This window comes from Lentibacillus persicus (assembly GCF_900112705.1).
Lineage (GTDB): Bacteria > Bacillota > Bacilli > Bacillales > Amphibacillaceae > Lentibacillus > Lentibacillus persicus.
Map to the genome: position 1 here is coordinate 54,354 of NZ_FOMR01000009.1, position 19,241 is coordinate 73,594.

Genomic DNA, 19,241 nt, shown 5'->3' on the forward strand with positions numbered 1-19,241 from the left:
TTTAATCCATGTAATCAATTTGCTTTTTTTTACAATACAGGAAGGAAGGTGCAGCGTTTTGAAATCTGAACCGATTCGTAATATTAACGTAACCCTGCATGATGAGTTTGAGTTAGAAGGGAAAAAAATAGGTAATGAGCTATTTATACCAGTTTCGTTAATCGAAAAAGGATTAAATCTAGAAAAACAATGGAACGAAAAAACACAGACATTAAAGTTAAAGCAGACACATGCGAACGTATTCGATATCAGTCATTACGACAGCACGGGAAATTACTTGCACTATGACAAAAATAAGGTAGAAAACTGGAATGTAACATTCACTCGCGAAGGAATTCCCAAAACCAAATATTCGCACGGTGCTTACTTTAACCCCTCCACTATCGCTCAATATGGATTGCAGCATTACAGTCTATATTTAAAAACGAATGACACATCGAATAAGTATAAATTCCTGAAAGCAGCTGATTGGTTTGTAAATCACCAGGATTCCCATGGCGGCTGGGCCTATCAATTCAACCATGATTTCTTTCCAGGCAGACTGAATAAACTGAAGGCATCATGGTATTCAGCAATTGGTTTGGGTATGGCTATGTCGGTTTTATCGAGGGCATCCTTTCTGACGAAAAATAGCAAATACAGTTCATGTGCTTTAAAAGCCAAGGTACTATTTAAAAACCCGTCTGCCGGGAATGGTGTGCTGACTAAATTTGAAAACAAGTATCTATTCTATGAAGAATGTCCGACATATCCGCCAAGTTATATTTTAAATGGGTTCATGTTTTCATTAATCGGATTATATGACTTATTTAAAGCAACACACATTAACGAGGTAAAATGGCTGTATGACAGAGGGATTGCCACTTTGAAAAGAATGCTTCCGCTCTACGATTTAGGACACCGGACAGCATATGATCTGACACATTATACAACTGATGGCGGCTACCCGAATGTTGCCACCTGGGGGTATCATATTGGGCATATTCATTTGCTGGCTACTCTAAATTCGATTGAAAAAGACCTGAAAATGAACGAAGCCCTCCAAAGGTGGAAAGGGTATTTAAAAGGAAAAACAATTTGAATAAGAACAGAAAAAAGCTAAGTCGTTCTTCACCTCCGACTCAGCTTTTTTCATGCCAGTTCTTTGCCAAAGTCTTTGCAATTTGGTGTGCGGCGTGACCGTCCCCGAAAATTGGCGGCGATTCTTCGGGTCTATGAAGTTTCATAACTTTATCCGCTATTGCCTCTTGATTCGCCCCTGCCAGCCGGTTCCAGCCCGTTTCAACAGTTTCTGTCCATTCTGTTTCATCCCTCAGTGTGACACAAGGAACCTGAAGCATATACGCTTCCTTCTGCAGCCCTCCGGAATCAGTCAGAACAATATTCGCTTTAGAAACAGCGGTCAACATATCAAAATAGTTTAATGGGTCCACCACTTTAATATGAGAGCCCTCGACTAAATCATTTAATTGGAATGCGTTAATTTTGCTTTTCGTTCTGGGATGCAATGGCAGGACAGTCGTCTTCGCAAATTGGTGGAATGCTTCAAGAATGGATTTGAGGCGCCTTGGGTCATCTGTGTTTTCCGCCCGATGAATCGTGGCCAGGTAATAATTATTTTCGGATAACGATAAATCTTGCAGAATGGTGGATTGCTGCACAGCATATGATTTAAAGTGGCGAATGGCATCATACATAATATCACCGGTAACATATACAGATTGATTAATCCCTTCCCGTTTCAGGTTTTCAGCTGCCACCTGAGAAGGACAGAACAGCCAGTCAGAGAGATGATCTGTCACCACCCGATTAATCTCTTCAGGCATTTTCCGGTTAAAACTGCGCAATCCGGACTCTATATGGGCAATCGGGATATGCAACTTTGATGCTGCCAGACTTCCAGCAAGTGTGGAATTCGTATCGCCATATACAACGACAATGTCAGGGTTAATGGAAGTCATAACGTGTTCCAGTTCTGATAGCATTTTTCCTGTTTGCTCCCCATGCGCCCCGGACCCAATACCCAAATAATAGTCCGGTTCAGGAATGTTCAACTGTTTAAAAAAGATATCGGACATACTGGTATCATAATGCTGCCCCGTATGAACAATGATTTCCTTCACTTCAGTACATGACTTCAAAATTTTTGACAGCATGCACGCCTTGATAAATTGTGGTCTGGCTCCAACAACCGTTAATGTTTTCATAAGTCCTTCTCTTCTTTCGCAGCTCTTACCCAATTGACCGTATTGCTGACCCCGTCTTTAAAAGGGGTTTTATTATATTGGCCGATCATCTTGTATAATTTATTGACTGATGCCCTATGGCTTTGAACATCTGCTGTCCGCTGGGGCTTTCTTAAAGTTTTCCCCTGATAGTTCATAACGCTTTCAATTGTTTCCACAACATACTTAATTGATAATTTTTGGTCGGTGGAGATATTAACGGAGTCACCGCGAGACATAAATGGGAAGACTTTTATTGCCATATCAGCGGTATCTTCAACGTAAACATAATCTCTTGTCTGCTTGCCGTCTCCATGAATCTCAGGGTAATAATTTTCCAGGATTTTTTTAATAGTAATTGGGATAACACCAGCCATAGGTCCTGCAAAATTCTGCCGCGGACCATAATTATTGAATGGCCTGACAATAAAGGCGTCCAGGCCAAACATTTTCACATAGGTCCGAAGCATTAAATCCGCCGCAGCTTTTCCGGCTGCATAAGGTGTTTCAGGGTCAAGGGGGTGCTCTTCATCCATGGGCTCGTACTGAGAGGAACCATATGCCTCCGATGAGGAGAAATGGCATAATGTCTGAAATTTTTTCTGCCGCTGAAACTCCAGCAAATTTTTTACGACTTGCACATTTGTCAAAAACGTATTGGAAGGATTGATAAATGAATAGTTCAATGGCTTTGTAGCACAGTTGAAAACGATATCAATCGCGTGCCTTTCGATAATATAACCCAGCGCTTCCTGATTCTCAGCATCATCTACATAAAACGTTGCCCCATTGTTTAAAGCCTTCTTAATATTGGCCTTTTTCCCTATAAAAAGGCTATCTACAATGACAACCTGATTAGCCCCTTCATCTGCCAACCGATCTGCCAAATGACTTCCGATAAAGCCGGCTCCGCCTACAACCAATACATTGCTATTTACAATTGACTGTCGTCCCAATTCTTTCATTCCTTTCAATTCGTTAAAAATTCAACCGTGACTGTCCGCCATCAACCGAAATCGTCGTCCCCACTATCCAGGACGCTTTATCAGACGCTAAAAACACAGCCGTATCACCGATCTCTTCAGGTTTTCCCAGCCGTCCTGCCGGAATTTTATCCCTGGCATATTTTTTTAAATAAGCCGGGTCATGTTCAAGCCTCCGTTCCCATTCCTTATTGGGATGATAAACTGCACCGGGGGCGATGCCGACGACCCGAACATTATCTTTAATGACCTCTGAACTGAATGCTTTGGTAAAACTGATTAATGCAGCCTTGGAAGCATTATAGGAAGGCGAGCCACCGGATTCTTTCCCGTATATGGACGAAATATTGATGATGACTCCCTCTTCATTTTCTATCATGCTCTGGACCGCTAACTGACTTAAATGGATTGCCGATATGAAGTTTAATGCCATTGCGTCTTCAAACACATTTGGCGGCGTATTTAGAACTTGGTTGCCATGATTGGCCGCAGCATTGTTAACAAGTATGTCAATGGTATTAAAATCATCGATAAATTCAAAAACCAACTGTTCTCTATGTTCGGGTTTTAACAGATCTTTTTGATAAATTTTTTGAATACCCATTTCTTTTTTTGTCTGCAAAAGCTCGGTGTAAGACCTCGATGCAATGCCAACCTGTGCGCCTTCAGCAAGAAATGCCTGGGCAATTGCTTTCCCAATCCCCCTTGCTCCTCCGGTTACCAGCACTTTCTTCCCTTTTAGATTCAACTCCATCTTCTCCCCTCCCCGTAATCAGTGCTTTACCTTACTTTCCTAATTGTATGAATAAATCTTGAAAATTGTTAATACGTTAGCAGTAGTGCTTTAGCCAACTTCAGGAGGGAATCATGGTGAAAAGAGTCTGTTTCTTAGTATCTGAACACTCATTTTTGGATGCGAGGATTTTCAAAAAACAAGCAAAAAGCCTGCTGAAACAAGGTTATACGGTAACAATGATTGTACCCAGAAGAAAAGGATACCTGTTTGCTGTAGATGGAAGTGTTTTAAAGGAGACATTTTTAAGTCAGACGTTTAGCCATGAAGGCATCAATGTTGTGACATATGAACAGTTGGAACTGGAGAAACACATAAAAGCACTGTACCATCACCTTCGTTCCGGGGGTCATTCCCGTTTCAATCATCCCCTGACAAAGATTGGCATTGATCAAAAAGCTGATATTTATCATGCTCACGAGTTTATGTCATTATATGCTGGAATTGGAATAAAACGGGCTTTAACGGCAAACGGAAGGCAATGCAAATTGATTTATGACAGCCACGAATTAGAGCCCGATCCTTTGGTTAATGAATCCCGCAATACGCATAATATTAAAATGAAAATGCTGAAACTTATGCTAAGCGAACTGGATCATGTGATAACCGTATCGGAATCCATTAAGACATGGCACCGCACCATACATCCTCATGTGCCCATCGACGTAATTTATAATTCTCCCCCTTTAGCAGCTGAATATAACCCCTCCAAGGCTGCCACCCGAGAAATTGTCCTTGGATATGAAGGGACTCTGAATCGCAAAAGGGGCAATTTCCGGAAACTCATTCACATTTTGAAGAAGTGTCAGCAGCATTTTCCATTGAAAGTCAAAATCATTGGAGGAGGCAAGCATTTCGAAAGAGATTACCTTCAGCAACTGGTCCCACACGTCAAAGAGAAAATTGCGTATACTGGCTGGGTAAACTATGAAGCAATTCCTGAAGCCATGAAAGAAGTTGATATCGGATGGATCGACTTAGATGCTGCCAATTCCTTGAATAACCGCTTTGCGATGCCAAACAAGTTCTTCAGTTATTTGAATAACGGTGTGCCGGTTATCGTCAATCAATGCACTGATATGGAAAATTTTATTAAAGCATATAATTGCGGCTACACTGTTAAAAAACAGCAAGCTACCGCCGGGGATTATGTGCGAACGCTGATCCATGCGGCATCAGACAGAAACAAAATTCGGGAGATGGGTTCGTCTGCACGCAACATCATGGAGACCATGTACAGCTGGGAACACATGGAGAAGCGATTGTTCACTGTTTATCGCCAATTATCATAAGACTAGGAAAGGATGGTCAAGATGCGGGTATTGCATTTGCCTTATGGCTCGCCTATGATTGAATTGTCCAATGCACTGCGGTCAAAAGGCATTCAGTCGACATCATGCCATTTCAATAAACACCCGTTTGAATTCAAGCCTGATATTTGTCTGCAGCTGAATACGTTGTCGAATCAGGAACAAACAAAAAAACTGAAGCAATTTTTAAAAGAATCGATGCTTCATTATGACATTTTTCATTTTCATTTCGGTGAAACTTTTTTTGCTGACAAAAGCGACCTGAAAATGCTGGAACGTGCCGGAAAAAAGATGGTTGTTCATCATCACGGTTCGGAAATCAGACTTAAATCGATTGCCCAAACAAATAACCCTTACGTCCGGATAAAACCCGAATGGACTGAAGAAAAGATCAATCGAAATAACAGTATGCTGGCAAATTATATCGATCATGCGATTGTTCAAGATTATGAATTGGAATCATATATTAAAACTGCCTATAAACATGTCCACGTTATTCCACACACCATTGATGCCAATCAGTATACACCACGTTATCCATCCCCTAAAAATGCATCTCCCCTTATTGTACACGCTCCGTCATCGAGGCATATGAAAGGGACGGAATTTATTATTGATGCAGTGAACGAATTGAAGCGTTCAGGCTTATCATTCCAATTTCAATTAATTGAAGGCGTTTCGAATGAGGAAGCCAAAAATCTTATAGCCAAGGCAGATATCGTTATCGATCAATTGCTTATTGGTGCCAATGGTTATATCAGTTCAGAAGCCATGGCATACGGAAAGCCAGTCATATGTTATATAAGACACGACCTTGTAGCAAAGTACCCATCGGGACTGCCTGTCGTCAATGCGAATCCTGATACCATAACCGCTGTTTTAAAAAACCTTCTGCAAAACCCACAAAAGTGGAAAGAGCTAGGTGTGAAAGGGAGACAATATATTGCAAAAAATCACCACGCTCCAATAGTGGCGGACCACTATATTGACATTTATAAGACGTTATAAGCAGTCCAGCGAACTAAGGATTGGACTGCTTTTTTCTGGAATCTCATTAGTCAGTCCAATCGTTGCTGTTTTCACTTCCATAAACTATACAATAAACATCTTAATCTTATGACGACAGAAATGGGGTTTGACATCATCATGACAGATTATAGTGAATCACTGCCAAATGTAGCAGTCGTCGGTCTCGGCAAGATAGGATTAACATTAGCCGCTGTTTTTGCCAATCATCGTTATAACGTTTTCGGTGCAGATATCAATCCCGATGTCGTAGCATCGGTAAACCAAGGTACATCTCATATTCAAAATGAGCCGGGCTTGGATGAGTTGGTATGGACTGCCCATCATAATAATACATTGTCAGCTACAACAGCCACCGCGGAAGCCGTCAGTCAAGCAGATACAATCATTGTAATTGTACCTGTATTAACAGATGAACAGAACCAGATTGATTATCGAATGATTGACCGTGCTGTTGAAGATATCGCGATGGGCATTAAAGAAGATGCGTTGGTTATTTTTGAAACAACACTCCCGCCAGGGGACACCGAAAATCGCTTCGGAAAAATGATAAAAGAAATTTCAGGTCTGCGTCCGGGTCAAGACTTTAATCTTGCCTACAGTCCTGAACGGGTCTATTCCAATCAAATTGTTCACGATTTACAGCATTACCCGAAAATCGTCGGCGGCATAAATGAAAAAAGTCTTGAACGTGCTGCAAACTTCTATAAAAAAGCACTTGGCTGCGAATTAATCGAAGTGAGTTCGCTGGGAACAGCTGAATTTGCAAAAGTAGCCGAGTGTGTTTATCGCGATGTCAACATTGCGCTGGCCAACGAATTGTCCATGTTTGCAGAGGAAAAAGATATCAATATGGCTGAAGTGATAAGTGCCAGCAACAGCCAGCCATATTCCAATATCCACTCGCCCGGCATTGGAGTCGGTGGGCATTGCATTCCAATCTATCCGTATTTTTTCATCAATAAAGGATTAAGCGAAGGACTCACCCCTTTATCGCGAAAAATCAATGACAGCATGCCTGATTACGCTATCACCAAAATTGAAGAACGGATTGGGTCGTTAAGCGGTAAAAATATTCTCATTTTAGGTTTATCATATCGCGGAAATGTCAAGGAACCAACCAAATCAACTGCATTAAGGCTGATTGATCAGCTTCAGAAAAAGGGAGCAAATACATTTGTCAATGATCCGTCATTTTCTGACCGTGAAATCAGCCAGTATGGCGTCACTCCACTAGCGTTAAATAATCAGTACTGTTCCGAAATAGATGGTGTTATTCTGCAGGCTTTTCACGACGCATACAACGCTATTGACTTCAGCCATTTCACCAAGTGTCAGCTCATTTTGGACGGAAGGAATAAACTAAATCAAAAGGAAATCAATCGCCTTGGCATTACTTATGAAGGAATCGGTAATGAAGGAGGCTTGACATTTTGACACATCCCGAATGGAATCGAATACCAATGGTTGACTTAAAAGAAGAGTTAAGGTTAATCAGAACCCCCCTGCTGGAAATAATGACCGAAGTATTAGACAGCGGTGACTATATTTTGGGGGAAAAAGGAAATCAATTTGAAAAATTAGCAGCCCAATATGTTGGAGCTTCCTATGGGATTGGCGCAGCAAGCGGTACAGACGCTTTAGCACTGTCTCTGAAATCTTTGGACATTGGACCGGGGGATGAAGTCATCACAACGCCTTTCACCTTCTTTGCCACGGCAGAAGCAATTGCGCAAGTTGGTGCCAGACCGGTTTTCGCCGATATAGAGGAAAATACGTACAACATTGATCCAACCCATGTTGAAAAAGCCATAACACGAAAAACCAAGGCTATTATCGTCGTTCATTTGTATGGAAGATCTGCTAATATGAGGGAGATTATGCGGATTGCTGAGGACAATGATTTATTTGTGATAGAAGATGCCTGTCAAGCTATTGGAGCAGAATACGATGGTAAACGGGTCGGCGCGATTGGAGATATTGGCTGCTTCTCCTTCTTCCCGTCCAAAAACCTTGGTGCATTCGGGGATGCCGGCCTGGTGACAACTAATCAAGAGGGGATTTATGAAAAAATCATGCATCTGCGCAATCATGGCAGCTTGGAAAAATACCATCATGCAGCAATCGGTATGAACAGCAGGCTTGATGAAATACAGGCAGCGTTTCTACTTGTTAAATTATATTACTTGGACATTTTCCTGCATAAGCGGAAGGAAGCCGCCAACAGGTATACCGAGAACCTGCACCCTCTCCTGAAAACACCGCCGATTGCCCAAAACCGGAAGCACACCTTTCATCAATATTGCATCGAACTTGATAAACGGAACGAACTTGCTTCCGCCTTAGATCATCATGGGATTGATTCAGCTATTTATTATCCCGTTCCATTGCATTTGCAACCGGCTTTTGATTATCTGGGCCTAAAAAAAGGTGACTTCCCAATTGCCGAAAGAACCGCCGAACGAATCTTGGGCATTCCAATCCATCCGATGCTATCGTTCCAGAAGCAGGATTATATTATTAAAACGATAAATGATTTTTTGGAGGACAATGGTTAGGAAATGGCCATTGTTCCTTCCTTTATTCAAGTGATTTTAAAAAGTCATGCCAGCTGGCAAGGTTTTGTTTGGTAATGCTTTCCTTATGTTCCCGTACATTGTACACAGTGAAATCCCAATATTGAAATGCCCCCTTTTTTAATAATCGGTTCAAAACACTGACATCTTCATAAAGCCGGCCATCTGCAAAATCGATCACCGGAAAGCCGCCTTCCTTTTTTAAGGAAGAAGTGCGATAGACCCGTGGCCCCAATGGAAAACGATAGGACAAAAGGTCTTTTCTTCCTGCAATCGACGTTCCTTTAGCCAAACCTTTATACTGCACATCATCCTTTAATTGTTTCCATTTTCTTAAATTGCCGTACAATACCGAGCCGTCAGCCGAAAGATCAGCCAGCTGTTTTTTGATAACAGAAACAGCATCGGGATCAAGCCAATCATCAGCATCAAGTTCCAATACAAAACCTGACGTTACGTGTGGCAATACTGCGTTTAAAGCCCTTGCTTTCCCTCCATTTTTTTTGCTGAACACTTGCACCCGGGGGTTATCACTGTACCGCTTTAACCGCTGCCGCGTATTATCCGTTGACCCATCATCCATAATCAGTAATTGTTCTGCTTGTTCATTTTGCATCAAACATGACGTAACTGCCGTTTCCACATATTTTTCCATATTGTAAGCGGCCATGATAATAGAAAGGCTGGGATGATCGGTATCCGCTTTTTCCAACTGGTATTTTTTGATAAATTTTTGCCTTTTGATCGTATTCTTTGAGCTTGTTTTCCTAGTCTGCTTCACTAAATTCTCCTGAGAGACTTTACGGTATGATTGGACCGTGGAAAGCCAGGCAGGCAAAAGCGCATCCTTAAATGGCAGCTCGGAAGATAGCAGCAAGGGATGCTGTTTTAAAAATGGCGTGCGAACGAGCAAAGGTTTTCGAATGGGGTTGCCCCAGTTATATGCAAACGTTTCTAAGATGACTTTATCTCCAGTCAACTGAAGGGAATGAGGCGTAATACTTGCCGACAGATAGTCTGTCCCGCTTAGCAATAATACATAAGCCGTATCAATCATGTTGATCGTCTCCCGCACTATCTCCCCTTCGTCCTGATTTTCAATCGGGACAGATAGAATCCAGTCAGACCAACCAACATCGGGCACTTGCTTAGATGCAATCTCACTTTGCTGAAAAACGATAACTGCATTTAGCCTGGAACAAACCGGTTCTAACGATGCCAATGCTTTTGAAAGTGCTGCCTGATCAGAATAATGAATTAGGATGGCGGATATATCCTTCAACTTGGCCCCTCCAATCACCCTGAAACTTAGCAGGAATATGTATAACTTCCTGTACATGATATGACTTGGGGCAAGTACATATGTATTTAAACAATATGCATTGATCCAGAAAGGTTATAATCTGTGCCAATCTCTTAGTAGAAATGCCGATGCATCTTAATATAGCATACATACCCTATAGTAATCGATACAAGTCTTGTTGAGAGCCCAACCCATGAATTTTACCCTTGGAAAGCCGCCTGATCACCGGCTCTCCACAACTTAAAATAATGACCTGTAACAACGTATTTAATTCGTAAAAAAACTTGAACCATAAAATGAAAGTTCTATCATGCTTGCAAGGTCGCTATACACCTCCTAACCTGAAAACGAAACAAACACCTGCTTCCCAATCAGAAGCAGGTGTTTGTTATTCTATGTAACAGCCAAGAATGGCGGATTCTGTTCGGCCTTTCGGATACGAGCAGATCATAAACGCCAAGCTTGCAGCACAGTATGCAAGCTCAGCTGTTTCCACTTATTACCAAAACTCATCTTTACTGAACTGCCAAATCGTAAAGGTTGATGGTTTCGCCCTTTTCCACCGCTTCTCCAAGTTTTATTTCCCCCTCAAAGAGGATATCTCCGGTTTCCAAACCGAGGACAATCAGCCGTTGAGGCGATTGCTGATCCCTTGTCAGCATATAAACTTTAGAATCCGCAATATGTGTCATGGCTTCAAATTTTCCTTCCTCCTCATATGACGGCAGTTCGATCTGATTAGTGACTTGTTCGCTTTCCAGATCGTACTGGACAATTTGTTGCCCGGTGTTGAAGTAAAGCGATCTGTTATCCCGGTCCAAGATTTCTTGATCCGATAATTCTTTCGGGAGTTCTAAAGGTCTTTTCTCGCCGGTTTCCAGGTTATAGATGCTATATTCCTGCTCACCTGCAGCGGATTCGGTTACCCTCCCCTGTTTAGACCTTTTCACAATCGGCTCGATCGTTTTTTTAAAAATAACGTCGTCGAATGAGGCTGTTAAATCAGAATTCGATTCTGCACTACTGATTCGTGCATTCATATTTTCATTCTGGTTTTCAGGCTTTACAACCGTATCCTCACCAATTATGTCCTCATTTTCTATATCAAAACGATAAAGATGCAGTTCCTCCATGCCATTCCTTGGAGAATTTCGCGTAATGACTTGCAGTTCCTTGTTATCCGTTATTTGTACATCTTCAACGTATACCTGATGATACATCGCTCGATTCGGTACAGGAACCGTAAACGATGTGGTCTCCTCATTTTCTTTATTAAGGACTGCAATATCGAATTCTATATTGCCCTTGCCGGGTACCGTTTGATTAATGATATTTGCATAAGCGATCCGCTTTTCTGTTTCCAGAAACGAAGGAATTCGTCCGCTTTTACCTCGCATGAAACCGCGGTATTCCTCCTGAAGCTGATTTATTCGTTGCGGATAAAAATTATTTTCGATTCGTTCAAAAAACGACTGTTCACTGCTGTACGTTGTACCTTCTGCATCCACGATGAAGGATTCACTAACACCGTGAATGAACTTCTTACCACTCGAATTCCCTACTGAATAACTGCCGCTTATCGTGACCGGTTCCAATTCTTTTTCATTTCCACTCACTTTTTCCACTGTTATATTTGGAAGTTCATTTGCTGCAACAGCTGATTGAATATAAAACATGCCAATCGTCAGTACGACAACTACAACAACTGCTATTAATCGCCAATAGCGTCCCATTCCATAACCCCTCTCACACCGTTATTTTTTTCGTCAGTAAATAATGCCCCATCCAAACCGAAACGGCGGTTATCACAATTCCCAATCCGATTTCCAGCCCAAGCGTTTCCAGCGGATACAAGTCGTATTGACCCGTAAAAGCAATCATCAGAAGCGGTGAAAGCATAACCAAAGCTGCTATGGCCGTATATCCGGCTCCCAGCAATAGTCCTTTCCACCCGAAACTGCGCTCAATTAAAAGCGCTGTAAACATGACCGACACGAACATAAACCCGGCGCCGTAATACAAGATAAATTCCGTAAACGTTTGCGGGATAATGATTGATAAATAATCCCATTTAACAATCTGACCTAGCGTCATATCCACCCGTAAATCAACCGGGACAATCCATTTAAAGACCGCGTTTTCCAACGTCAATAAAATAAGCTGAATCGATACAAGACCGAGCACCATCAGCATGATTGATGCGGCCTTGGCCAAAAAAACATTCAGCCGTGCGGTCGGCAGCATCAGCAGCCGATAGATGAACGTATTTTTCCCGAACCAATCACGATACCAAATCATGAAAACGTAAAACAGCAATGCGGCAGCACAAATTGCGATTGGACCAACGAACCATAAACTCTTTGCAAAGTTCAGAAATGTCATCGCACCGTATTGTTCAATAAACTGCGCCTGCGACATACCTTGCTCATAAATCATGCGATCCGCTTCTGCCATAAATGAATTGGCTGTAACGAAGACCCCCGTTAGTTGTATAAGGCCTGTTAATACGATCAGTGCAATATATATTTTCATAAACCGGCTCAATTCAAAATTCACGAGTTTTATAAATCGATTCATGGCTGATACACCTCCCGCATCACATCGACAACTGATTTACCTTCTTCTTCTCTTACTTCTTCACTGTTGAATTGCTTTAACACTTTCCCGCCATCAAGAAGAACTGCTTTATCAATTAAATGTTCAATATCATTAATCTCATGCGTCGTAATAATAACACCCCGGTCTTCCACCAGGTGGCTTGTAAAAACCTCTGCAATCTGCTCCCGGCTGAAAATATCAATCCCGGAAAACGGTTCATCCATCAGCAAGTAATCAACATCCAATGCCAGCCCGAGCAATAAGTTGACTTTCGCACGGTTCCCTTTCGATAAATTATTTATTTTTTCATTTTCATCCAATTTAAAGAAACCGAGTAACTCGGTTGCACGTGCCTGGTTCCAGCTTGTGTAAAAATCAGCCATGAACTGCATCGACGCTTTAATCGTCATACCCGGCTGCATAATAATCGCGTCGGGAATGAATGTGATTTTTTCATAACTGTGTTTGTTGATCGTTTCGCCATTAATAAGTATCTGCCCGGCATTGATTGGTGTCAGATTCATAATCGCATTCAGTATCGTTGTTTTGCCGACACCATTTATACCGATAACACAGGTGATTTCACCCTTTTCAGCGGTAAATGACACACCTTTGAGCACTTTTTTCCGGCCGAATTTTTTCTTAATATCGTTTACTTCAATCATGCTTAGCCCCCTTACCTCCACTTTCATCCTCATATTTTTCTTTAATAAGGTCGAGCACTTCATCAACCGGAACATTAATTGACCGGACCGAATGGACGAAATCATCGACCGCATCCATGATTAGTTCTTTTCGCACCCGCTTGAGCACATCCTCATCGCGTGTGATTTTACTCGGCAAGTTCCGCTCCGTTCTTATCAAGCCTGCTTCCTCCATTTCTTTATATGCCCGCTGTGCGGTATTCGGATTTATTTTCAGCCGGCCGGCCAGCTCACGCCGTGACGGGATTTCCTGACCAGGCTCAAATGCGCCGGTTGCAATCTGCTCCTTAAAATGCCGGATAACCTGCACATAAACCGGGTCCCGCTTATTAAATGTTACATTCATACTCACAGCTCCCATTTCGTCAGATAAACATGCGTATTAATCGATTAATACACCAAGGTCAAAAAAATGTGTATTAGGTGCTTAATACAACCTATAAACTGTATTATATGGTTAATACAACTTAAAGTCAATAGGCTTCGTAAAAAAGAAAAACACCAGCGTGTATGATAAAATAGATGAGATGCATTGATTCCCGAAAGGATGATTGAAATGGCAAATGCCGTTAAATTAACTTCGCTCTCCTCCAAAGGCGGCTGCGGGTGCAAAATTGGCCCTGCGGAACTTGAAAATGTTCTCCACTCACTGCCGCAAACTGTACCAAACCCGAACTTACTTGTCGGGCTTGATACAAGCGATGACGCGGGAGTTTACAAATTAACCGATGACCTTGCGCTTGTGCAGACCGTTGATTTTTTCACTCCGATTGTTGATGACCCGTATGCGTTCGGTCAGGTAGCGGCTGCCAACGCCATCAGTGATGTCTATGCCATGGGCGGCACCCCGATTACAGCGTTGAATATTGTCGCATTCCCCATCTCAACATTGGATGAGAGCATTCTTGCCGACATTTTGCGTGGTGCAGGTGATAAACTGAAAGAAGCGGGCGTGTCACTGGCAGGCGGTCATTCGATTGAAGATGAGGAACCAAAGTTCGGCCTCGCTGTTACAGGAACCGTTCATCCTGACAACGTTAAAACTAATACCGACGCCAAGCCGGGAGACAAGCTGATTTTGACAAAACCCATCGGCGTTGGCATTCTGAGCAGTTCGCTGAAAAGGGATTTGCTGAAAGCGGAAGAAATTGATCGGGTCACACAAGTTATGGCTACACTAAACAAAACCGCTTCTGAAACGATGAACAAGTACAACGTTCATGCCAGCACCGATGTCACCGGGTTCGGATTGCTTGGTCATGCGTCAGAAATTGCGGCCGGAAGCAATGTCGAAGTGCGGATTGATTCAAAATCAGTGCCTGTCCTGCCGCGTGCAAAAGAACTTGCTGAGGATGGTGTTATCCCGGGCGGTACAAAGAATAATTTTACACACATAAAAGACAGTGTGACATTTCCTGAAGGCATGAATCAGATCGATAAATATATTCTGTGTGATGCGGTCACTTCAGGCGGTCTGCTCATTTCCGCCGACAGCAATGATGCTGAATACCTGCTGGATGAACTGCAGCAAAAAGGCGTTGAGGCACAAATTATCGGTGACATTTCAGATGGCATTAATGGTCATATCACAGTCAATTAATGGAAAGTGATGATAAGATGTTTCATGATATAACATTGGACGAATTGCTCAAAAAACAACATAACGAAAAACACACGATTATTGATGTCCGGTCACCTAAAGAATTTCATGAGTCAACCATACCGGGCAGCATCAACATCCCGGTATTTTCGGATGAGGAACGTGCTGAAGTCGGTACACTTTATAAGCAAGTCGGCAAAGAAGCGGCCAAGGAACGCGGTCTGGAAATCATGTCTGCCAAACTTCCCGAATTCATTGCCAAATTTCAGGAGATTGACACACCCAAGACGGTATTCTGCTGGCGTGGCGGCATGCGCAGCAAAACAGCCGCCACGGTGACTGATTTAATGGGAATTGAGGTGAATCGGCTCCAGGGTGGCATCCGGGCTTACCGCCAATGGGTTATTAAGGAACTGGAAAAAGCTTACTTCCCGCCTGATATTGTTGTTTTAAACGGCAATACCGGGACAGGGAAAACTAAAATTCTCCATCAATTGGCTGAACAAGGTTATCCGGTGATTGACCTTGAAGGCATGGCCGGGCACAGAGGATCTATTTTCGGGCATATCGGAGCAGAACCCAGTATACAAAAAGAATTCGAATCCCAGCTTGTGCAGGCGATGCGCAAGTTTCGCGATGTGCCCTTTGTTTTAATGGAAGGGGAAAGCAAGCGGATCGGCAAAGTGACCATCCCCGAATTTTTGTTTGATCAAAAAGAGGAAAGCACGCAGCTGTTTATCACCCTGCCGATGGAACAGCGTGTGCGGAACATTTTAGACGACTATCAGCCCTGGAATCAGCCGGACGATTTCGCTGAGGCGTTTGACCGCATTAAAAAACGCATTCATACACCAGTAGCCAAGCAAATTGATCATGACTTAACGACCGAAAATTATCATCAGGCGGTTCGGCTGCTGCTTGAATATTACTATGATCCCAGATACACCCATATGTTTAATAACTATCCTGAAGATAAAACGAAAATATTTAAAGTTTCCGATACAGCGGATGCTCTTTCTCAAATTAAACATGAATTGTCAAGAATGTATCCGGAAAAGGCGCCGTTATCTTAATTGGTCAGGATAGAAAGGAGCGAAAAATGTGACCCATTACAGTAAGATACTTCTCAGATTTTCCGCCCTGTTTGCGCTGCTGGGGGCTTTTCTCGGTTCCCATATGGCGGGTGCAGGCAGTCTCGCCTTTAAAACCGTACATGCTCACATTCTGGTGGTTGGCTGGCTGACACTGTTTGCCTGGGCTGTTTATTATAAAATCTTCACCCCGGCTAAAACGATTATCGCCACGCTTCATGTCTGGTCAGCTATCATCGGTTCAATCGGGCTGACTTCAGGCATGTGGCTTTATTACGTTCGGCCGTTTGATCTCGCAGATGGATTCGTGACAGTCTTTTTTATCGTCGGCGGCTCCATTTTGCTCGTGAGCTTTGCGCTTTTTGCGGCACTGACGTTTATGAAGGCGGAGAATGAAGGTTAATTGTGAACTTAAGCGAAAATATTGTGAACTTGAGCGGATTTTGTGCCAACTTGAGCCAAATCAGGGCAGGTTTGAGCGGAATCACGGTAACTTTGAGCGAAATCAGTGAACATAACGAAAAGCCTGCCGCGTGTGACAGGCTTTTCGTTATTGTTTCAACTTGTTAAAGTAATCAATAATACCAAGCGCACAGACTTGCATATCCAAATTCAGCAAGACGTAGACGTCATGGTCGGTCCGGAGGCCTTTGATCGACAGCTCGCCTTTAACCTGTTCCAGCATGCGCGAAGCCAGCACATCATAGCCTTTACTTTCAGATACCACTTCTTCACCAATCCCAACAAAAATATCGAGCCATTCGGAAACTTGATCAAACGCTTGATCAACATTTTCCGTCATACCGAAATGCCCATAATAGATCCTGTCCGGTTTCAAATCACGGATACGGTCAATCGACGCCCGCATGGCATTGGGATCAAAATGGTTCGGTGAAGTGGATGGCAAAAAGAAATCAATTCCCTCATCGATGAGCTGCTGATAGCGGATCCCCACGGTATCCCCGGTGAAATAGCCGTTACTTATCGGGTCATAAATACTGAAATGGTGTCGGGCATGTCCCGGTGTATCAAGAAATTCCAACATACAGTTATCGCCAATTGTGAGTGTCTCGCCATCCGCTTTAACAATCAAACGATCTTCGGGCACAGGAAGGACTGGATCAAATAACTCGTTGAAACTGTCGCCATATACCCCTCTGGCGCCTGCCACAAGTTTTGCAGGATCCACCAGATGCCTCGCCCCTTTCGGATGGACCACCACTGTGGCATTCGGGCAATCCTGAAGCAGCAATCCGGCCCCGCCGGCGTGATCAAGATGTACATGTGTCACAACGATATATCGCACATCTTTCAAGCTGTGGCCAAGATCCTCGAGTCCTTTTTTGATATATTTTACCGACGGGCTTGGACCTGTTTCAATCAGCGTCAGGTTGCTTTCATTAATGACATATGTACCCGTACGCGCAGCAGTGTCCAAATCAAAACCATCAATCAAGTAGATACGCTCATCCAGCAGAATCGGCTTTTTATCCTCCATTTCAACTCCCCCATTCATCTTGTACATGCCTGTATTATACATCACTTTCACGCCAGAAACGAAATTCATTTGACTTATTTAAATCCCTTTTCGCTTAAAAAATCCATAATTCCTTCCATCAATCCTTCTGCAAGCAGAAGATCGGGATTGCTGTACGTTTCTATATTTCCCTGCTCCGCTTCCGGTGCCTCTTTTAAAACGTGATTCATTTTATCAATCAGCATTAATTCAGCATCCGGGTTAGCTTCATGAAGTAATTCCGCCTCATGAGCCGGCACTTGCAAGTCACGCCCGCCGCCAACTAACAGTGCTGGTATGTCAAGTTCAGAGATCTCTTCAATCGGATCATATTGCATCCATGAGGCAATAAAACCCTGAACAGATGGTCTGAAGATGCTTTGCAGCTCCTGGCTGATCTCTTTCACCTGGTCGCCCGCTTTTAGTTTCTCAAGGATCGCCTCAGCTTCTGTGAGCGATTCCCCTGACAATTGGTTTTCCAACTGTTCATTTAAAACCTGATCAATCGGTCGCCCTGCCCCGGCAAGCGAGATAAAAACATCTGTATTACCTTTCTGTGCCGCAAGCATGCCGACAAGTGAGCCCTGACTGTGTCCGATAATCCCTATTTCTGAAAAAAGCTCTTTACGGGCAAGCAAATCTGCCCATGCCGCTGCATCAGTGACAAATTGTTCAAATTTAAGTTCATCTTCCGGAATGGAAGCTTCCAGATTCTTTCCAACACCGCGCTTGTCGTAACGCACACTGGCAATGCCGTTTTCAGCGAGTCTTTCTGCCAGCATTTTCAAACCGTTATTCGCTCCCTGAATACCGGCTGAATTCCCATTTCGATCAGTGGGGCCTGACCCCGGGATAATCAGCATAACGGGAAAAGGACCATTGCCATCGGGCTTTTCCAACTCCCCATAGAGTGTTCCCTCATCTGTTTCAGCACTCAAAAAATCGTCATCATTTTCATCGACAGGCCCGCCTTTCGTCAGCTTGAATGGAAATGTCTGTCCCTGCTGACTGAAGCTTCCCTCGATTACGTCATCGTTATATTCACCGTCAAATGAGAGCTGCTGTGCCTGGATTTCCATGAAAAACGCAACATTTTTTCCATCAATCGTGACCGAAGACAAGGGATAATCGTTTACACCCTGAATTGGAATGCTGATGGTCCCGGACCACTCATTTTCACGATTTAACGTCACAATAATATCAAGTGCCTGACCCGGTACGTTAATTGTACCTGTCCACTTGCCATTCAATGGCGGGCCCTCCTTTTCTTCATTCACTGCATCATTGCAGCCGGAAGTGATGAGTGCTGTGATAATAAACAAACCTAATAACCATGATGATTTTCTCACAGAAATCCCCCTCCAGCATCTGCCGGTACTACGAAAACAGGAAGTAGAAGGTTTCACAACGAAAAAAATGTGCCGTAACTTAGGTGAGGACGCCTCGCTCGTTTTGGATGGGCTCTCGCTCGTTTTGATGTTTTGCACCTTCTCATCAGCTCGGTGCAAACCATCCA

18 protein-coding genes are annotated in these 19,241 nt (G+C 43.2%); 8 read left to right on the plus strand and 10 right to left on the minus strand.

What is annotated here, in order from left to right; translation table 11 throughout:
- Positions 1-58 precede the first annotated feature (58 nt).
- Entirely contained in the window at positions 59-1,081 is a 1,023-nt protein-coding gene (locus BMZ22_RS12430) for a D-glucuronyl C5-epimerase family protein (RefSeq protein WP_177183437.1), read from the plus strand.
- A gap of 40 nt (positions 1,082-1,121) precedes the next feature.
- On the opposite strand, the gene wecB is transcribed toward BMZ22_RS12430, so the two are convergent.
- The 3 genes from wecB to BMZ22_RS12445 are packed head-to-tail and all read right to left on the minus strand — an operon-like array spanning position 1,122 to position 3,962.
- Positions 1,122-2,207 carry a non-hydrolyzing UDP-N-acetylglucosamine 2-epimerase gene (wecB, locus tag BMZ22_RS12435; RefSeq protein WP_090086067.1) on the minus strand — a complete coding sequence of 362 codons (1,086 nt, stop codon included), beginning with the start codon at positions 2,205-2,207 and terminating at the stop codon, positions 1,122-1,124.
- Positions 2,204-3,181, minus strand: coding sequence for a dTDP-glucose 4,6-dehydratase (locus BMZ22_RS12440; protein ID WP_218144056.1), 978 nt, complete (start codon positions 3,179-3,181; stop codon positions 2,204-2,206). The genes wecB and BMZ22_RS12440 overlap by 4 nt, the downstream gene beginning before the upstream one ends.
- A 22-nt stretch (positions 3,182-3,203) precedes the next feature.
- Positions 3,204-3,962, minus strand: coding sequence for an SDR family NAD(P)-dependent oxidoreductase (locus BMZ22_RS12445; protein WP_090086070.1), 759 nt, complete (start codon positions 3,960-3,962; stop codon positions 3,204-3,206).
- A gap of 116 nt (positions 3,963-4,078) precedes the next feature.
- Between BMZ22_RS12445 and BMZ22_RS12450 the strand changes: the two genes are divergently transcribed.
- From BMZ22_RS12450 to BMZ22_RS12465, 4 genes are all read left to right on the plus strand, one after another.
- Complete coding sequence (locus BMZ22_RS12450; protein ID WP_218144057.1) at positions 4,079-5,293, plus strand: glycosyltransferase; 1,215 nt, start codon at positions 4,079-4,081, stop codon at positions 5,291-5,293.
- 21 nt (positions 5,294-5,314) lie between these two features.
- A complete protein-coding gene (locus BMZ22_RS12455; protein ID WP_090086075.1) occupies positions 5,315-6,319 on the plus strand; it encodes a glycosyltransferase family 4 protein in 1,005 nt (334 codons plus the stop codon).
- Between the two features lie 108 nt (positions 6,320-6,427).
- The gene (locus tag BMZ22_RS12460; protein ID WP_245745403.1) at positions 6,428-7,774 is read left to right on the plus strand and encodes a nucleotide sugar dehydrogenase; all 1,347 of its coding nucleotides are present in this window, start codon (positions 6,428-6,430) and stop codon (positions 7,772-7,774) included.
- Positions 7,771-8,895 carry a DegT/DnrJ/EryC1/StrS family aminotransferase gene (locus BMZ22_RS12465; protein WP_245745408.1) on the plus strand — a complete coding sequence of 375 codons (1,125 nt, stop codon included), beginning with the start codon at positions 7,771-7,773 and terminating at the stop codon, positions 8,893-8,895. The genes BMZ22_RS12460 and BMZ22_RS12465 overlap by 4 nt, the downstream gene beginning before the upstream one ends.
- A gap of 22 nt (positions 8,896-8,917) precedes the next feature.
- On the opposite strand, the gene BMZ22_RS12470 is transcribed toward BMZ22_RS12465, so the two are convergent.
- The 5 genes from BMZ22_RS12470 to BMZ22_RS12490 all read right to left on the minus strand — a co-directional run bounded on the left by BMZ22_RS12470 (position 8,918) and on the right by BMZ22_RS12490 (position 13,864).
- On the minus strand, positions 8,918-10,195 hold the full coding sequence (locus BMZ22_RS12470) for a glycosyltransferase family 2 protein (RefSeq protein WP_090086076.1): 1,278 nt from the start codon (positions 10,193-10,195) through the stop codon (positions 8,918-8,920).
- A gap of 536 nt (positions 10,196-10,731) precedes the next feature.
- Entirely contained in the window at positions 10,732-11,949 is a 1,218-nt protein-coding gene (locus BMZ22_RS12475; RefSeq protein WP_090086078.1) for a hypothetical protein, read from the minus strand.
- A 13-nt stretch (positions 11,950-11,962) separates the two neighbouring features.
- Complete coding sequence (locus tag BMZ22_RS12480; RefSeq protein ID WP_090086081.1) at positions 11,963-12,793, minus strand: hypothetical protein; 831 nt, start codon at positions 12,791-12,793, stop codon at positions 11,963-11,965.
- On the minus strand, positions 12,790-13,479 hold the full coding sequence (locus BMZ22_RS12485; protein ID WP_090086083.1) for an ABC transporter ATP-binding protein: 690 nt from the start codon (positions 13,477-13,479) through the stop codon (positions 12,790-12,792). Before BMZ22_RS12485 ends, BMZ22_RS12480 begins: the two co-directional genes overlap by 4 nt.
- Positions 13,472-13,864 (minus strand): GntR family transcriptional regulator, encoded by a 393-nt coding sequence (locus tag BMZ22_RS12490; protein ID WP_090086085.1) that lies wholly within the window; start codon positions 13,862-13,864, stop codon positions 13,472-13,474. The genes BMZ22_RS12485 and BMZ22_RS12490 overlap by 8 nt, the downstream gene beginning before the upstream one ends.
- Positions 13,865-14,074: 210 nt before the next feature.
- On the opposite strand from BMZ22_RS12490, the gene selD reads away from it, so the two are divergent.
- Genes selD through BMZ22_RS12505 form a run of 3 tightly spaced genes read left to right on the plus strand, consistent with a single transcriptional unit; the run spans position 14,075 to position 16,612 of the window.
- Positions 14,075-15,118, plus strand: a complete 1,044-nt coding sequence (selD, locus tag BMZ22_RS12495) for a selenide, water dikinase SelD (RefSeq protein ID WP_090086087.1) — start codon at positions 14,075-14,077, stop codon at positions 15,116-15,118.
- Positions 15,119-15,135: 17 nt separating this feature from the next.
- Positions 15,136-16,191 (plus strand): tRNA 2-selenouridine(34) synthase MnmH, encoded by a 1,056-nt coding sequence (mnmH, locus tag BMZ22_RS12500; RefSeq protein ID WP_090086280.1) that lies wholly within the window; start codon positions 15,136-15,138, stop codon positions 16,189-16,191.
- Positions 16,192-16,219: 28 nt separating this feature from the next.
- On the plus strand, positions 16,220-16,612 hold the full coding sequence (locus BMZ22_RS12505) for a hypothetical protein (RefSeq protein ID WP_090086089.1): 393 nt from the start codon (positions 16,220-16,222) through the stop codon (positions 16,610-16,612).
- Positions 16,613-16,759: 147 nt separating this feature from the next.
- Here BMZ22_RS12505 and BMZ22_RS12510 read toward each other — a convergent pair whose 3' ends face one another.
- Positions 16,760-17,707 carry an MBL fold metallo-hydrolase gene (locus BMZ22_RS12510; protein WP_090086091.1) on the minus strand — a complete coding sequence of 316 codons (948 nt, stop codon included), beginning with the start codon at positions 17,705-17,707 and terminating at the stop codon, positions 16,760-16,762.
- A gap of 74 nt (positions 17,708-17,781) precedes the next feature.
- A complete protein-coding gene (locus BMZ22_RS12515) occupies positions 17,782-19,074 on the minus strand; it encodes an alpha/beta hydrolase family protein (protein WP_090086094.1) in 1,293 nt (430 codons plus the stop codon).
- Positions 19,075-19,241 lie beyond the last annotated feature (167 nt).

Excerpts from the sequence above, each read along its gene's own strand:
- BMZ22_RS12460 (WP_245745403.1), top strand. The coding sequence starts at position 6,428 with ATGACGACAGAAATGGGGTTTGACATCATCATGACAGATTATAGTGAA.
- BMZ22_RS12455 (WP_090086075.1), top strand. The coding sequence starts at position 5,315 with ATGCGGGTATTGCATTTGCCTTATGGCTCGCCTATGATTGAATTGTCC.
- BMZ22_RS12480 (WP_090086081.1), bottom strand. The coding sequence starts at position 12,793 with ATGAATCGATTTATAAAACTCGTGAATTTTGAATTGAGCCGGTTTATG.
- BMZ22_RS12475 (WP_090086078.1), bottom strand. The coding sequence starts at position 11,949 with ATGGGACGCTATTGGCGATTAATAGCAGTTGTTGTAGTTGTCGTACTG.
- BMZ22_RS12485 (WP_090086083.1), bottom strand. The coding sequence starts at position 13,479 with ATGATTGAAGTAAACGATATTAAGAAAAAATTCGGCCGGAAAAAAGTG.
- BMZ22_RS12510 (WP_090086091.1), bottom strand. The coding sequence starts at position 17,707 with ATGGAGGATAAAAAGCCGATTCTGCTGGATGAGCGTATCTACTTGATT.
- wecB (WP_090086067.1), bottom strand. The coding sequence starts at position 2,207 with ATGAAAACATTAACGGTTGTTGGAGCCAGACCACAATTTATCAAGGCG.
- mnmH (WP_090086280.1), top strand. The coding sequence starts at position 15,136 with ATGTTTCATGATATAACATTGGACGAATTGCTCAAAAAACAACATAAC.
- selD (WP_090086087.1), top strand. The coding sequence starts at position 14,075 with ATGGCAAATGCCGTTAAATTAACTTCGCTCTCCTCCAAAGGCGGCTGC.
- BMZ22_RS12445 (WP_090086070.1), bottom strand. The coding sequence starts at position 3,962 with ATGGAGTTGAATCTAAAAGGGAAGAAAGTGCTGGTAACCGGAGGAGCA.
- BMZ22_RS12490 (WP_090086085.1), bottom strand. The coding sequence starts at position 13,864 with ATGAATGTAACATTTAATAAGCGGGACCCGGTTTATGTGCAGGTTATC.